The 15784-nt window shown below is 65.8% G+C and carries 13 protein-coding genes and 1 pseudogene; 7 read left to right on the top strand and 7 right to left on the bottom strand.

From position 1 onward, the window contains the following. Window positions 1–306 precede the first annotated feature (306 nt). From NDI85_RS03890 to NDI85_RS03880, 3 genes are read right to left on the bottom strand one after another with little or no spacing between them, the layout of a single operon-like run. A complete protein-coding gene (locus NDI85_RS03890) occupies window positions 307–1389 on the bottom strand; it encodes a glutamate--cysteine ligase (RefSeq protein ID WP_188994453.1) in 1083 nt (360 codons plus the stop codon). A 59-nt stretch (window positions 1390–1448) separates the two neighbouring features. Next, window positions 1449–2078 carry a fibrillarin-like rRNA/tRNA 2'-O-methyltransferase gene (locus tag NDI85_RS03885; RefSeq protein ID WP_166969531.1) on the bottom strand — a complete coding sequence of 210 codons (630 nt, stop codon included), beginning with the start codon at window positions 2076–2078 and terminating at the stop codon, window positions 1449–1451. Further along, a complete protein-coding gene (locus NDI85_RS03880; RefSeq protein ID WP_188994455.1) occupies window positions 2075–2911 on the bottom strand; it encodes an NOP5/NOP56 family protein in 837 nt (278 codons plus the stop codon). Before NDI85_RS03880 ends, NDI85_RS03885 begins: the two co-directional genes overlap by 4 nt. A 165-nt stretch (window positions 2912–3076) precedes the next feature. Here NDI85_RS03880 and NDI85_RS03875 point away from each other — a divergent pair, with 165 nt between their 5' ends. The 6 genes from NDI85_RS03875 to NDI85_RS03850 all read left to right on the top strand — a co-directional run bounded on the left by NDI85_RS03875 (window position 3077) and on the right by NDI85_RS03850 (window position 10848). After that, window positions 3077–3505: an Hsp20/alpha crystallin family protein gene (locus NDI85_RS03875; RefSeq protein ID WP_310914969.1), complete on the top strand. Its 429-nt coding sequence runs from the start codon at window positions 3077–3079 to the stop codon at window positions 3503–3505. A gap of 105 nt (window positions 3506–3610) precedes the next feature. Then, window positions 3611–5587: a long-chain fatty acid--CoA ligase gene (locus NDI85_RS03870; RefSeq protein WP_310914968.1), complete on the top strand. Its 1977-nt coding sequence runs from the start codon at window positions 3611–3613 to the stop codon at window positions 5585–5587. Window positions 5588–5687: 100 nt separating this feature from the next. Then, window positions 5688–8384 (top strand): PAS domain S-box protein, encoded by a 2697-nt coding sequence (locus NDI85_RS03865; protein ID WP_188994461.1) that lies wholly within the window; start codon window positions 5688–5690, stop codon window positions 8382–8384. A gap of 108 nt (window positions 8385–8492) precedes the next feature. After that, entirely contained in the window at window positions 8493–9032 is a 540-nt protein-coding gene (locus NDI85_RS03860) for a DUF1684 domain-containing protein (RefSeq protein WP_188994463.1), read from the top strand. A 52-nt stretch (window positions 9033–9084) separates the two neighbouring features. Next, window positions 9085–9927: a CPBP family intramembrane glutamic endopeptidase gene (locus NDI85_RS03855; protein WP_310914967.1), complete on the top strand. Its 843-nt coding sequence runs from the start codon at window positions 9085–9087 to the stop codon at window positions 9925–9927. A 6-nt stretch (window positions 9928–9933) separates the two neighbouring features. After that, entirely contained in the window at window positions 9934–10848 is a 915-nt protein-coding gene (locus tag NDI85_RS03850) for an LLM class oxidoreductase (RefSeq protein WP_188994467.1), read from the top strand. Between the two features lie 13 nt (window positions 10849–10861). Here the strand turns inward: NDI85_RS03850 and NDI85_RS03845 are convergent, their stop codons facing one another. Together NDI85_RS03845 and NDI85_RS03840 are read right to left on the bottom strand one after the other, a co-directional pair. Then, window positions 10862–11170 carry a hypothetical protein gene (locus NDI85_RS03845; protein ID WP_188994469.1) on the bottom strand — a complete coding sequence of 103 codons (309 nt, stop codon included), beginning with the start codon at window positions 11168–11170 and terminating at the stop codon, window positions 10862–10864. A 109-nt stretch (window positions 11171–11279) separates the two neighbouring features. Beyond that, window positions 11280–12833: an alkaline phosphatase gene (locus NDI85_RS03840; RefSeq protein WP_188994471.1), complete on the bottom strand. Its 1554-nt coding sequence runs from the start codon at window positions 12831–12833 to the stop codon at window positions 11280–11282. Between the two features lie 71 nt (window positions 12834–12904). Between NDI85_RS03840 and NDI85_RS03835 the strand changes: the two are divergent. Beyond that, window positions 12905–13134 (top strand): annotated as a pseudogene (locus NDI85_RS03835) (IS5/IS1182 family transposase); the annotation flags it as partial. Window positions 13135–13700: 566 nt separating this feature from the next. Here NDI85_RS03835 and NDI85_RS03830 read toward each other — a convergent pair. Both NDI85_RS03830 and NDI85_RS03825 read right to left on the bottom strand, forming a co-directional pair. Next, window positions 13701–15059 (bottom strand): NAD(P)/FAD-dependent oxidoreductase, encoded by a 1359-nt coding sequence (locus NDI85_RS03830; protein ID WP_188994475.1) that lies wholly within the window; start codon window positions 15057–15059, stop codon window positions 13701–13703. A gap of 48 nt (window positions 15060–15107) precedes the next feature. Beyond that, window positions 15108–15704 (bottom strand): response regulator, encoded by a 597-nt coding sequence (locus NDI85_RS03825; RefSeq protein WP_188994477.1) that lies wholly within the window; start codon window positions 15702–15704, stop codon window positions 15108–15110. Between the last annotated feature and the right edge of the window lie 80 nt (window positions 15705–15784).

Genomic DNA, 15784 nt, shown 5'->3' with positions numbered 1-15784 from the left:
GATCGACGAAGAGCGCACTTAAACAACGCCGGATACACGGTCTGACTATCGCCGGTGAGAGTGACCCACTACTATTTTAGTACAGTACTCAATAGAATACATCGTCGCACAGCACGACCGAGTAACCGTTATCGTCGGCGACCGGCGAACGATATCTGCGTGTACAACGGGACGTCGGGCTGTGGGACGAGGCCACGGTCGAGGATGCCACTCCTGATGGGTGTGGGGGCACCTGGAGTAGTGGTGGCAGCCAAAACCCTTCGTCACGGTGCCGGTGGCGTACCGGTACAGCGACCGGATACGGCGTCAATAGTCGAGCAGCAGCGACTCACAGAGGGCGGCGACGCCCTCCTCGCGACGGATTCGCCGCTGCCGGGTCGCCCCGCTCTCTCCGTCGAGGAGTTCCCACAGGCCATCGACGTCGAGTCTATCGCATTCGCGTGCGACGATGTCCTCTAGCGGGAGCGTTTCGCCGGGGTTTCGCATGAGGAGAGAGGCGGACTGTCCGTGTCGAATGGCGCGCCACTTGTTCTCGTCTAAGAGCTCTCGACGGAGTCTCGTCCCGGATTCGCCGTCCTCGTAGCGAGCGGCGAGGTCCTCGACGAGGGCGTGGACGTACTCGACGAACGCGAGGACGGTATCAGGGTCGGCCTGTCCGTCGGGTGCGCGGACCTCGACGGTGCCGTGGCCAGAGTGGGGTCGCACGTCGAACCAGAGTTCGCCCCGGTCGTCGATGCTGTCGCTGTCGAGCATCCACCGCTCGTAGCGTTCGAACGCCTCGTAGTCCTCGAAGGCGGTCGGCATCCCGGTGTTGGGAAGTGCTTCGAATATCTTCGCTCTGGCGGACTGCAAACCCGTATCGAACCCGTTCCAGTACGGTGAGTTCGCGGACAGCGCGAGCATGACGGGCACGTACCACCGGAGTTCGTTCGCGACCCAGACCGCCTTGTCCGGGTCGTCGACGCCGACGTGGACGTGCAGGCCCGCCGTCGTGTTCCGGTGTTGCGGGTACTGGATGCGGTCCAGTTGGGCCCGATAGCGGGGCTTCGCTGCGTGTTCGAGTTCCCGCCACTTCGCGAGCGGGTGGAGGCCGGCGGCGGCGATGCCGAACCCGTTCCGGTCGGCGTGGTCAACCAGTGCCTCCCGTACTGCGAGTACCTGCTCGCGGGCGTCGCTCGGGTCCTCGATGAGCGGCGTCTGCGTCTCGATGACGCACTTGAATAGCTCGTGGTCTAAGCGACCCTCCAGTAGCTCCGGCGGCGCTGCCTCGTAGACGAGTTCGTCCGTCCCGGACGTCGGCCGACCGTAGTCGTCGACGACGTAGAACTCCTCTTCGATGCCCAACGTACTCATCCGGGTGAAGTTCTCGGGAGACCCCGTCTCATCCATCGACTGGTGCATGGCAACCGACGCGCTAAAGCCTTCCGTCCGGGCCCGACGACCGCTCACTACCGCTCCGGTCGAGCGACGACGCCGAGGTGGTCGTCGTGGTACGGCGTGAGTCGTTCGGTCGCCACGACGTCGTAGGCCGCGTCGATGTCCGCCAGTACCTCGTCGAACACGTCCTCGGGGTCGGCGGTCACGTCCTCGCTCCGGGCCTTGATAGCGGCCAGTAGATAGCCGTCGTCGGCGAGGAACTGCCGGTTCAGCGTCGCGACGCGCCCCTGTCCCCGGGTGGCGACGTCCTGTACGAGTACGTCGACCGGTTCGACCACGTGTGCGTACGTCTCGGGCTTTCTGGCGTCCTTCAGGAGGGGAAAGAGGTTGGAGCGGCGCTCGGCTACGTCGAGGAGGTCACGCGTCGGTCGGGGCGCGAACTCGACGGCGTAGGTGGGGCCGCCGAAGTCGGCGACGTGGCTGACCGTCGTGCCGGCGGCGGCGCCCAGATACAGCGTGGTCTGGTCGGCGGTCAGCCCCGTCTCCATCCCGAGTTCCAGCATCGCGCCGAGTTTCGAGCGGTGTGGGTCCCAGCGGCGCCACTCGCCGTCGGTTCGCTCGCCGTATTCGGGGTGGCCACGCGTGGCGATGCTGGTCGTCCCGTCGAAGTCGTGTCGAGAGACGCCGTCGGGGAGGCTCATTCGCCGTCACCTCCGCGCGTGCGGATGCGCTCGATGCGCTCGTCGAGTTCCGCTTCGAGGTCTGGCCGCAGGTCGCCGCTGTAGTGGTCGACGCGCGCAGCGATGCTCAACTTCCCGGCCAGCGCTCGCGCGGCCGACCCCCGCTCCTCGGGGCGGGTTCCGCTGACGTACTCGTGTGTGAAGATGATGCCGTGCTTCGGCGACGGCGCGCCGCCCCGGAGGTGGGCAAACAGGGCGTCCTCCGCCCCGAGCACCTGTACGGTGCCGCTGGGCTGTTTGGCGAGCGATTCGAGGCCGCCCGCCAGCGAGACGAGGCGGGCCGCAAGCACTGGCCCGGCCAACGCCGAGAGGTTCGGCGCGACGGCCGGTGCCGTCTGTTCGATGTACGTCCGCAGGTCGTCGGCCTCGTCGGCGACGGCGACGGTCCGTTCGGCGAGCGACTGGAGGGCGACGTCACCTTCGTCTACGGGTTCGCGCTCGACGACGTCCCGTGCGAAGTCGACGCCGCTGCCGCTCTCGCCGTACCGACTGCCCGCCCACTCCGCGACGCGTTCGGCGAGTTCGTTGGCCGTCCGCTCGCAGTCGGCCATCGCCCGAATCGCGTGGACGAGTTGCTTGTCGTCGGCGGTCTCACGTTCCGCGACGGCGGCCCGCGTCGCCGTCATCGTCGCCGCGTGCAACTGATCGTAGTAGTCGTCCTCGTCGCTCGCGAACCCGGCGTCGACGGCCTGCTGGGGCCACGCCTCGGGCCCGTCGGCCCGGCCTGTTCTGATACGCTCGGCCGCGGCCGCCTCGTCACCGGACTCTACGCCGGCGAACCACCCGTCTGTCATACTCTCCGGTGTGTACCCGACGCGAAAAAGCCCCGCGGTTGGGCGGGCAGGACTCGGAAACGGACGGCAAAATATCGATATAGTGCGTACCACGCCCTCTATCGGGCGTTTGCTATCACGTGTCCATACTCCTTTATCATCTCGTCCGGCGTATTAGGATGTGTTATGAGAGGACGACGATACCCCTTCGACAACGTGGACCGACTGTTCGACCAGATGCGAAGCGACATGTTCGGCTCGTGGAACACACCCGCCTTCGGAGACGAAACCGGCTTCGAAGACGAGGGCGGCTGGGACGCCGGCGTCTCCATCGAGGAGACCGACGACGGCTTCGTGGTACTTGCGGACCTCCCGGGGTTCGAACGCGACGAACTCTCCCTGCGCCTCCACGACGACGAACTCCACCTGAGCGGCGAACACGAGGTGGGCGACGGGATGGGCTACCGCAGCAGAACGGTCACGGAGTCCATCACGCTCCCGGCCCACGTCGACCCCGAAGACGCCAGCGCGACCTACCGCAACGGCGTCCTCGAAGTTCGCTTCACCGTCGACGAGGACGAGGAGATATCGGGCTCGAACATCGACATCGAGTGATTCACCCGGGTTCCCAGTTGGTTGCGTTCGGTCCGGAAACTTTTGCAAACGTGTTCCCTGTGAACATCCCTGACATATTTGGCAACTGGTGGTGAACGCAGTCCCATGGCAGGGACTCCGGGTTGGCGTGCGGCAGAGGCGTCGTACACGGACGAGGTGATCGGCGACGACACACTGGGAGAACTGTTCGCCGCGAGCGCCGAACGCAACGCCGACAGCGAGGCACAGTTGTACAAAGGCGGGGCGTACGACCGCTCGCTCACCGGTGATGCGATTCCCGCGGCGCCGCCGGGCGAGTACGCCAGTCTCACCTACCGGGAGATGCACGACCTCGTCAAGTACCTCGCGGCGGGGTTCCGTGCTCTCGGCGTCGAGGCCGATACACGCGTCGGCCTGTTTTCCAGTACCCGGATGGAGTGGGCGCTCTCCGACTTCGCTCTCCTCTCGGTCGGCGGCGTCGTGACGACGGTGTACACGGAGTCGTCGCCCAGACAGGTTCGGTATCTCCTCGACGACCCCGGTGCGGAGGCCGTCGTCGTCGAGAACGAGGAACTGCTCCAGCGAGTCCTCGAAGTCGAAGACGACCTCTCGCTCTCGTTCATCGTCGTGATGGACGAGTACGACGCCGACCGCGAGGACGTCTACTCGCTCAACGACGTGTACCGGCGGGGCCGAGAGACGTTCGACGAGGAGCGATATCGGTCGTGGCTGGCCCACCGGGACCCGAACGACCTCGCCAGCCTCATCTACACGTCCGGGACGACTGGACAACCGAAGGGCGTCAGACTCACGCACGAGAACTTCCGGGCGAACGTCAACCAGACGCGGAAACGACTCGCTCCAAGACCCGACAAACACCCCGACCTCCCTGCCATCACGTCCGATACGACGTCCATATCCTTCCTCCCGCTGGCGCACGTCTTCGAGCGCCTGTCCGGGCACTTCTTCATGTTCGGCTCCGGTGCGACCGTCGGCTACGTCGAGCACCCGGACACGCTTGCAGACGACATCCAGAGGATTCAACCCAACACCGGGGCCAGCGTCCCGCGAGTGTACGAACGCATCTTCGACAACATGCGCGAACAGGCCAGCGACTCGGCGGCGAAAAAGCGCATCTTCGAGTGGGCGATGGACGTCGCCCGCGACTACGCCAGCGCCGAGAACCCGGGACCGCTCCTCGAACTCAAACACGGACTCGCCGACCGACTCGTCTACAGCACCGTCGCGGAGAAACTGGGCGGGGAGATAGAGTTCATGGTCAGCGGCGGCGGGAGCCTCTCGAAGCGGCTCTGTGAGACGTTCCTCGGGATGGGGCTGACCATCGTCGAGGGGTACGGACTCACCGAGACGTCGCCGGTCATCTCTGTCAATCCACCGGAGGACGTCCGACCGGGGACGCTCGGGGTGCCGGTCGACGAGATGAACGTCCGCCTCGATACCCACGTGGTCGACGACTCGGAGTTCGAGGACGTGAGCGGCACTCTCGGCGAACTCCTCGTCGACGGCCCGAACGTCACGGACGGCTACTGGGACGAACCGGGGGCCACGGAGCGGGCGTTCACCGAAATCGACGGGACGGAGTGGTTCCGGACCGGAGATATCGTCGAGCGGCGAGCCGACGACTTCCTCGTCTATCACGACCGACTGAAGGAGTTGCTCGTCCTCTCGACGGGGAAAAACGTCGCACCACAGCCGATAGAGGACCGCTTCTCGACGAACGATAGGGTCGAACAGATAATGGTGGTCGGCGACGACCAGAAGTTCGTGGCCGCGCTCATCGTCCCCAACTTCGAGGAACTAGAGCGGTGGGCCGACGCCGAGGGCATCGACTTGCCGGCGGACGACGACGCCCGCTGTCAGGACGACAGGGTCCGCGCGTGGATGCAAGACGCCGTCGACGAGACCAACGCCGAACTGGAGCAACTAGAGCGAATCAAGCGGTTCGAACTCGTACCGAGTGACTGGACCGCCGAGAACGACCTCTTGACACCGTCGATGAAGAAGAAACGCCGGAACATCCGCGAGGCGTTCGAGCAGAAACTCGGTGAGATATACGGCGACGACTACGACGGCGGGAACTGATCACCCCGTCGCGTGGGTGGACACGCGTTCGCCAGTCATCGGTTTTTGAATTGATAACGGACCCGTCGCGTTGAAGTGGTTGGTCCGCGAATACATCCCAATGGCTGCCGGTGATATCCACGTTCTCCACGTCGACGACGACCCTTCCATCACCGATCTCGCGGCGACGATGCTCGAACGGGACTCGGACATCCGCGTCTCGACGGTCAACGACCCGGAGGCGGTACTCGACCGGTTCGATGCTGGCGAGTTCGACTGCGTCGTCAGCGACTACGAGATGCCGCGACTGGACGGGTTGGAACTGTACGAACGGCTCTCCCAGCAGTTCGACCACGCGGACTTCCCCTTTATTCTCTTTACCGGTCGGGGGAGCGAGACCGTCGCCGCGGACGCACTGAACGCCGGCGTCACCGGCTACCTCCAGAAGGGCGGCCCCGAACAGTACGACCTGCTCGCGAACCGCGTCCACAACGCCACCGATCAGTACCACGCGCAGGTGAAAGCCGACCGCTACGAGACGGTCATCGACGCGCTCGCCTACCCGGTGTACGTCGTCGACGAGACGGGGACGTTCAAGTTCGTCAACGAACCGTTCGCGGCGATGACGGGGTACGACCGGACGGAGATACTCGGTCGACCCACGTCGTTCGTCAAGCCCGACCAGACCGTCCAGCGCGCCGAAACCGAACTCGGTCGGTTGCTGTCGAGTTCCGGGCCGGAGACGACCCGGTTCCGTGCCACCATCGAGACGGCGGACGGGGACACGGTCGAGTGCCGCGACCACATGGGCGTCCTGCCGTACGAGGGCGAGTCGTTCCGCGGGTCGGTCGGCATCCTTCGAGTGCTCGACGACGAGTCGCTGCCGGCGACCGACGGCGGCCGAGTCAGCGAACCGGGCCACAGCGGCGACCACGTCCCCGCGGACCGACTCCTCGAGGCGCTCTCTGTCCCCGTGTTCGCGCTCGACGGCGACGGCGAGTTCGTCTTCGCCAACGAGCGACTGGGCGAACTGGTCGGGCGGGACCCGACCGACATCCTCGGGGCACACTTCTCGGAGTTGACACCCCCGGCCGATACCGTCGGCAACTGCGACCCGTTCGTGCGCCTCGCGGAGAGCGAGGACGTCGACCAGTTCGCCTACGAGACGGCGGCGCTCGTCGACGGCGAGACGATTCCGGTCGAGGGGCGACTGGAGACGCTCCCCGGCCCCGAACAGGTGTTCGCCGGTACCGTCCGGGACGTCAGTGACCGTCAGCGTGCCAGAGACCGATACCGGGCGCTGTTCGACAACCTCCCCGACCCGACGGTCGTCACCGACTTCGAGGACGGCGAACCGCGGATTCGACGGGCCAACGGCGCCTTCGAGGCGGTGTTCGGGTACGATGCCGAGGCCGTGGTGGGCGAGTCGGTAAACGACCTCCTCGTGCCCGCTGACCGCACCGACGGGGCCGCCGAAATCGACCGCGCCGTCCTGAACGGCGCGTGCGTCTCCCGGGAGGTGCGCCGAGAGACGGCCGATGGCGAACAACGGGACTTCCTGTTCAGGAACGTCCCCATCGAACACGAAGACGGCGAGGTACTCGCCTACGGCGTCTACACGGACATCACGGAACGGACGACCTACGAAGAACGGTTGGCGGCGCTCCACGAGACTGCACGCGACCTGATGACCGCCGAGTCGACCGACGAGGTACTGAACGTCGGACTAGCTGCGGCCAAGGACATCCTCGGCCACGACATCAACGCTATCCACCTCTACGACGACGAGCGCGGCGGTCTGGTCCCCGCGGCGACGACGGAGTGTACGGACGAACTGTTCGGTGAACTGCCGACGTTCACCGAGGGCGACTCCATCGCGTGGCGAGCGTTCGAACGTGGCGAAGCGATCGTCAGACAGGACGTGTGCGAGGGCGCGGGCGTGCTGGGCCCCGAGACCCCGATCCGATCGGAGATGGTGGTGCCGCTCGGCGACCGCGGCGTCCTGTTGCCGGCCTCGACTGACCCGGGGGCCTTCGACGATACGGACCGCTCGCTCGGGAGCGTCCTCGCGGCGAACATCCAGTCTGCGCTCCAGCAGGTGGCGCGAGAACAGACCCTCCGGAACCGAGAACAGGCCCTGGCTCGACAGAACGAGCGGCTGGACGAGTTCGCCTCTATCGTCTCACACGACCTTCGGACGCCGCTCGACCTCGCGGCCGTCCACCTCGAACTGGCGACGGAGGGCGACGGCGAGGTCGACCGGGAGCATCTCGACCGCGTCGCAGCGGCCCACGACCGGATGTCGGACCTCGTCAGCGACGTCCTCGCGTGGGCCCGCGAGGGCGTGACCGTCGAGGAGACGGAACCGGTGTCGCTCCCGGACCTCGTCGCGGAGTGCTGGCTGGGTATACAGGCCGAGGACGCTGACCTCACCGTGACGACGGCCCAGGCGGTAGAGGCCGACCGTGACCGCCTCCGGCGTGTGTTCGAGAACCTCCTCGGCAACGCCGTAGAACACGGCGCCACGAGCAGTCAGACGCAGTCCGACGACGCCGCCTCACACGGTGGCGACGGCCCGACGATCCGCGTCGGCGACCTCGACGACGGGGCCGGCGTCTTCGTCGAGGACGACGGTCCGGGAATTCCCGAGGACGAACGCGAGGCGGTGTTCACCTCGGGGTACACTCACTCGGACGACGGCAACGGCTTCGGTCTCGCAATCGTCGACCAGATCGTCGAGGCCCACGGCTGGGAGATACGCGTCACCGAGAGCGAACTCGGCGGCGCGCGGTTCGAGATGACGGGCTTCGAGGGGTGATACCGTTGGCCGTAACTGTTTCTGGACGTCGGTCACTCCGGTGACGACGGTCGTGGCAGTCAGTCGGTGGACCGCCGGACTCAAACTGCTCGCCTCGCAACGTAGCCCATGAGCGACGCCTGGGACGACCGTCTCCGACAGAACCGCGCCGAGAAAGACGAGTTCTTCGCGGAACACCCGCAGTCACCCATCCCGCCGGACGAACGCGACGACTTCGACGGTCTGGCCTACTTCGATCCGGACCCCGACTACCGCGTCGAAGCGACGGTGACGCGACACGACGAACCTGCGCCCGTCGAGATGGACACGACCGACGGCCGGACCGTCCGGTATCTCCACGTCGTCACCTTCGCCTTCGAACTGGACGGCGAGTCCTACGACCTCGCGGGCTACCGACAGGCCGGCGACGACCCCGCGACGTTTTTCGTCCCCTTCAGAGACAAGACCAGCGGCCAGCAGACCTACCACCGCGGCCGCTACATGGAACTGGAGGCCGACGAGGAACTGACCGACGGCGACGCCGTCACGCTGGACTTCAATCTCGCGTACGCCCCGTTTTGCGCGTACAGCGACACCTTCTCCTGCCCGCTCCCGCCCGAGACGAACTGGCTGGAGACGACCGTCGAGGCCGGCGAGCGAACCCGCTGACGAACTGGCCGCGGAGCGAACTGTTTTCAGGCTGTCGCCGCTACCAGCCGGTATGTCTCACGTGACGCGCGAGCGACCGTTCCTCCAGTCGGTCGTGGCGTTGGTCGCCGCACTCGTCCTCGGTGCCGGCGGCCTGCTCCTCGGCTTCGCCCTGACGTTCCTGGTGGCGGGACTCCTCATCGTCGGTATCGGTCTCGAACTCTCGCCGGCCCTGAGTATCGTCCTCAGCCTCGTCTTCGTGCAAGGAATCGGGTGTGCCGGTGTCGCCCTGAGCTACCTCAAGGTCAGACCGCATCTCGCGGGACCGGTTCGTGATCTGTTGCAACTGTCCGAGACGGTTCCGAGGTTCGACATCTCCGCCGCCGTCCCGAGCATGAGGGACGCGGCCACAATCGTCGCGGGCTACCTCGTCGCCATCGGCGGCGCGCTGCTGGGGTCGGCCGCGATTACGGTCGTCCAGCGAGTCACTGGCACGGAGTTAGAGACCGGGACGAATCAGGCTGCCCAGATCGGGATGGAAAACCCCGAAGTCCTGCTCCTGTTGATACCGGCGTCGATTCTGGTCATCGGCCCCGGTGAGGAGATGCTGTTCCGCGGCGTCGTTCAGGGCCGTATCCGTGAGGTGTTCAGTCCCGTTCCGGGCGTCCTCATCCCGAGCGTCATCTTCGCCGGCCTCCACTGGTTCGCGCTCAGCGGCGGGTCGCCACAGGGGAACCTCGTGACACTCGGTGTGCTGGTCGTCCCCGCACTCGTCTTCGGGGTGGCCTACGAGTACACTGACAACATCGTCGTGCCGGCATTGATTCACGGTCTGTACAACGCGACGCTGTTTACGATGCTGTTCGTCGTCGTCAAGTACGGCGACCAGTTACCCCAGCAAGCGCTCCTCGCCTGAGCCACGATGGCGCAGTTCAACGCCGGGTACGACCGCCTGTTCGGAGGCGACGGCCTCACCGTGGGCGTCGGCTTTCCCTTGACCGACGCCAGCGAGTCGCGCCCGGACGTCGACAGGGAGATGACCCTCGCGTCCCACGCCGAGTCGCTCGGGTTCGACGCCCTCTGGGCGCGAGACGTCCCGTTGTACTGGCCCCGGTTCGGCGACGCCGGCCAGACGTTCGATACGTGGTCGTGGCTCAGTTACGCGGCCGCCCACACCGACGACGTGGCGCTGGGGACGGCGAGCGTCGTCTTGCCGCTCAGACACCCGTTGCACGTCGCAAAGAGCGCCGCCTCCGTCGACCGCCTCGCCGACGGACGACTCGTGCTGGGCGTCGCCACCGGGGACCGGGACCCGGAGTACCCGGCGTTCGGCGTGGATCCGGACGAGCGCGGCGTACTGTTCCGTGAGTCGGTCGACCTTCTCAGGACCGCCTGGCGCGACGAGTTTCCGACGGCAGAGGGTCGCTGGGGCTCCTTAGACGGTGACCTCGACGTAGTCCCGAAACCGGCGGGCGGGACGATCCCACTCTTGCCGACGGGCAACGCCCGTCAGTCCGTCGAGTGGATAGCCGACCACGGCGACGGCTGGTTGTTCTATCACCTCCCGACAGACACGCTGGCGTCGTATCTCGACGACTGGCGCGCCGCCGCGGGCGAGAAACCATACGCGATGGTCGTTCGCACCCACCTCACAGACGACCCGACGGCCGACCCCGAACCGGTCCATCAGGGCTACCGGGCCGGCAGCGAGTGGTTCGTCGAGTACTTCCGTGACCTCGCGTCGGTCGGCGTCGATCACGTCGTCGTCTCGACGCCCGGCGAGGACCCGGACCGGGAACTCACGCGTCTCGCCGAGGACGTCCTCTCGCGGGTCTGAGACCGACTGTGGCTTACTCCGACGCCTGTTCGCGGGCCGCCCGCACGTGTTCGCGTGCTTCGTCGGGCGTCATCCCGCGGACACCACAATCACAGGAGAGCAGTTCCGGGTCGGCGAGGTCGTCGACCTGCTCTCGCTGGTCGCGTTCGAGCGTCTCGGTCTCCGGGTCGTACTCGAACGTGACGCGGTAACTAACCTGTGTCACGCCCTCGATGCGGTGATCCTCGCTCGGGTCGGGGTTGGCGATGGCGTCCTCGTGTTCGGCCTGCATCGCGTCTTTCCACTGTTCGAGGTTCGCCTCCGGGTCGCCGTCGTCGGTCATACCACGGACGTGGCGACAGACGGGCAAAAAGGTGGGTCAGTCGCCTCGACGACACGGTGTTCTGGACGGTTCCGTGCCGTCCGGTCGACCGCGTCCGGCGGCGTTTGCGTTACTTCTTGGCCGTCACCGGTTTGGGAACCTCGCCGTCGAGGATGGCGACGACGTCGCGGTAGTCGACGACGCCGTTGTCGTCGACGTCGAGCGCCTCGGTCACGTCGTCAGCGACGGGGCCGACGTACTGGAGCGCCATGTAGGCGTCGCGGGTGCCGCGGGGACCCTTCTTGGCGACGGTCCGTTCCCAGTTTTCACATTCCGTCTCGGAGACCTCGTCGAGCCGTCCGAACAGCAGTAGGGCGGTGAGCGTCGCCGAGAGGTCGACGTGGTGGACCCAGCCGTCGTACGGATCGACGTTCGGCCCGGCGGCCATGACGGGCTGGGCCGGTCCGGTGTGAGCGTTCGAGGCCCACGCGACGCCGAGGTGGTCGGAGATGACCGCCCCGAGTTCGTTCAAGAGGCCGTAGGGATTGTCCGAATTGATCCCGTCTTCGATCTGCTCGACGTCCTCGTCAGTGAGGTCGACGTCGACGTGGCCTTCGACCGCCTCGCGCACGTCCGCGCCGTCCTCGATCGCGGCGGCGATCGCCCCGTTGCTCGCCTCGGCGTTCGCGATCGCGTCGGTCTCGATCGGCGACCCGTAGCCGTCGCCGGTCGCCATCCCGCCGGTCTCGTGGTCGGAGGTGACGACCACGAGCGTGTCGTCGCGGTCCTCGACGTAGTCGAGCGCCCAGTTCACGACCTCGTCGAACTCCTTCGTCTCGGCGACAGTCGTTTGCGTGTCGTTGCCGTGTTCGGCGTGGTCGATGCGACCCCCCTCGACCATCAGGAAGAACCCGTCGTCGTCCTGTTCCAGGTGGTCTACTGCCGTTGCGGTCATCTCGGGCAGGGCCGGAATGGCGTCGTCGCGGTCGAGCGTGTAGGTGACGTGACTGTCGTCGAACAGGCCAAGGAGCTTCTCGCTGCTCGCGGATCCGAGGTCCCCCGCGTCCGTGAGGAGTTCGTAACCCTCGTTTTCGGCACGACCGAGCGTTTCCTCGTCGAACTCGTGGCGACCGCCGCCGAACAGGACGTCGACGCCGCTGTCGACGAGTTGCGCCGCGATCGCCGCTTCCTGACCACGGTCGTAGATGTGCGAGGCGTACGCCGCGGGCGTCGCGTGCGTGATTCTGGTCGTCGACACCAGCCCGGTCGCCTTCCCAAGCCATTGGGCGACTTCGAGCTGGGTCGCCAGCGGCGTAACGTCGTCCTCGTCGCCGTCGCCGTAGACGGAGACTTGACGGTTGTACGCTTTCAGCCCGGTTGCGAGCGCCGTCCCTGCTGCCGCCGAATCCGTCACCTCGCCGCTCCGTGAATTCGTCCGAGTGTAGCCGACCCCGGTCATCGACTGCATCGCGAGGTCGTCGTGGACCACCGACGTTACCTCGATCGGGTCAAAGCCCATGCCGTCGCCGATCAGCACGATGACGTTCTCGATCCCTCCGTCGACGTTCGGGTTACGTCCGTTCCTCTTCGATTCTCCCTTGCCGTTCGCCTGTGCACTCGCAGCACCAGTCGCGCCGAGCAATCCCGTTGCGCCGAGTGCCGTGATGAATTGTCGTCGTTGCATGCCGTATTCGTCGGCACATTATTCAGCGACAAAATAATATATAATTTTTATATGTTGGGGACAATAAACGCAAGCGGATACATGTACGACACCGGCCGGCACCAGCGGAGTATGGTGAACACGTTCAGCTGAAGCTATCGACAGTAGACGAGACGTATACCTGCCGTACAGGCGTTGAACGTACCGGCGACGCGTCCATGCACGAGCGCAGGTGTTTCTCGCGCTGTGTCTCCGTCTCGTCGTTGCAATCACCAGCTATGAGCGTGGAGACGTTTCCGGAAGTACTGTGATCTCGGTGTGAGAATACTTCTATGACACCCTCATGGTAGCTATCGGCCAACCAGCGACGGTTGGTCGTGCAAGATACGCGCGGTATATTCAGCACGGGCATCCGAACCTAACAGGCATATGCGCACTCCCGTCGGACATCATCCCCGGTTTGTCATCACTGACTGTTTCCCCCGAAGATACGGCTGGAAAGGTGCTCACTGTTGATAACCTGTCTCGACAATAGGACGCAACCAAAGCTACGCATATTATTTGCAAATGCATTCGATAGTATGCCAAAATGTACGCCCGGAACACTAACGACCGGCGTCATCCTGGGCGGCGCGCCAGGTCAGCCGGCAAACCCTCGTGCCGGGCGGGCGACAGAACTGTCGCCTGGTGCCGAAACGGCGTTGACCGGTTCGGCGGGCGGGATACGACCGCGAGTCGGGCGGGGTGCGTTCGCCAAACGGGCGGCGTCAGCCGCCGATATGTACCGTGCCCGGGTTCTCCGGTTCGTCATCGTCCCGGTGACGGGCCTCGGCCGGGGATTAAAGGCACGCAGTCGATCTAGGAGACACCCGTACCTAAGGGTGGCGTTCAGAGTGCGTACTCGTCTTCGCGCAACTGGACGTACTTCCCGTTGCGGTAGCCGAACTTCCCCCATTTGTACTTGGCGACGAGTTCGATGCCGTGGAGGCCGCCCTTGAGAGCGGCGTCTGCCTTGATGCCGCGAGCGTCCATCAGGTCTCCCGCTGTGGTGAACGCACGGTCCCAGTCGCGTGGCCGCCAGTCGCGAACCATGTCCGCGAACGTGGCGTTCCGCAGGACTTCGTCGCCGATGGCGGCGTGCCACTCGTCGTTGTAGCGTTCGAGGCCGCCCTCGGCGGCGAGTCGACCAGCTATCTTCCCGGTGCGGACCGCGACGTGGTCGCCACCCTCGTGGAACGCCGATGTAGCGCCCATCGCGCCGCCGGTGACGGCGATGCCGGCGCGGGCGGGCGACTCGATGGGGCGGGTCGAGGAGATGGGATAGGTCTCTGTGCCCTTCGACTTCCCGCGGTCTTCGACCAGCGGGAAGTCCGCGACGTCGTACTCGGGGAACTGCCGTTCGAGCAGTCGCCGGACGTACTCGTTGCCCCGGGGGATGCCCTCGTCGTCGTCGCGCAGGAGGTCCCACTCGCGCGTGTCGTAGTCGTCGATGTCCAGTCCGATGGGCATCGTCAGGCCGATGCGGGCCACTGGCTCGTCGTTCGGGAAGATCCACGGGTACGCCGTGTGACCGGGCATGATGCCCCACCAGAACTCGATGAAGTCCGGGTCGAACAGTTCCTCGGGCATCCGGCGGTGTTCCTGATAGGCGATGTGGTTGACCGTGTTGGAGGGCATGATCTCGCTCATCGTCCGACCCTCGGGGAGGAACTGGTCTAGGGCCCCGCCCGTGACGGTTCGCTGGGGGCCGTCGGCCAGCACGAGGTGGTCCGTCTCGATGTCCTCGCCGTTGGCGAGGTGGACCGTGTGGCGCGGACTCGACGCGAGGTCCGTCTCGACGCCGGTGACGCTGACGCCGACGCGGTAGTCGGCACCGGCGTCGGTCGCTCGCTGGCGAAGCCAATCGTCGAACTTCGCGCGGTGCATCGTAAAGCCGAATCCGTCGTAACTCGCGTCGATACCGGTCTCGGTCAGCGCCAGTTCGGAGTCGGGGCCGTAGAACTTCGCCCCGTCGAGTTCGCTGAGCACGACGTCCTCGGGGAACTCCTCGAACGGGATGTCCATGATGTCGAGCCAGTAGTCGAGCAGACCGGCAGCGTCCGTCGAATCCGGTCCCGGGCCGTCGCGGTCGGCCCGGGGAACCCCCTTCTCTAAGACGACGGCATCCGCACCTCGGGCGGCGGCGGCCTCGGCGGCGGACGACCCGGCCGGGCCACCCCCGACGATCGCCACGTCTACGTATTCCATACGCGCTACCGTGCCACCCCGACGGCTAAAACCTATTGTCTCGTCGCGCTACGGCGACTCCGTGGCCCACGATAGGCCCGGCAGCGTCGACGCGTCCGGGTTGTCGGTGTCCGGCGTGCTGACCGCCGCGTCGAGCGCTTCCTCGACGGCCGCTCGTTCCCGTTCGAGTCGGCGGACGACACACCGGTACGCGTCGCTCTCGCTCAGTTCGGCCGGGTGGACGTGGGTTTCGAGACACTCCTTTCGTGAGGCGAGCGCCAGAAACTGCTGGAGACGTGCCTGACACGTCGAAAGTGTCGCGGCGCGTTCGGCGACTGCGAGGACGGACTCCCGCTGTACCGGCTTCGTCAGGTAGTCGTCGACGGGGATGTCGAGCAGGTCGACCCCCGGTTCGACGCCGCTTATCATCACCACGAACGGGTCGTTGTCGCCGGCGTCGATAGCCGCTGCGACCGCCTCGCCGTCCTTTCGGGGCATCTCCCTGTCGAGAACCACCAAGTCGACGTCGTCGTCCATCTGTTCGAGGGCCGCGGTACCGTCCGCAGCCGTCCGTATCTCGTAGTCCGCCTCCAACCAGGCAGTATAGAGTGCCCGACAGCCGGCGTCGTCGTCGGCGAGCAACACTGTCTCGGGCGTCTCCGACATGCTATCCGAAGCAACTACCACTCGTGATATATATCTCGCCCACCGTTTCGACCGTTCAAGACCGTTCAAACCGCATATCA

The sequence above is a fragment of the Haloarcula sp. S1AR25-4 genome, assembly GCF_031624555.1.
Lineage (GTDB): Archaea > Halobacteriota > Halobacteria > Halobacteriales > Haloarculaceae > Haloarcula > Haloarcula pellucida.
Note: the sequence above shows the minus strand (reverse complement) of the source record. Positions and strands in the feature narration are given on the sequence as shown.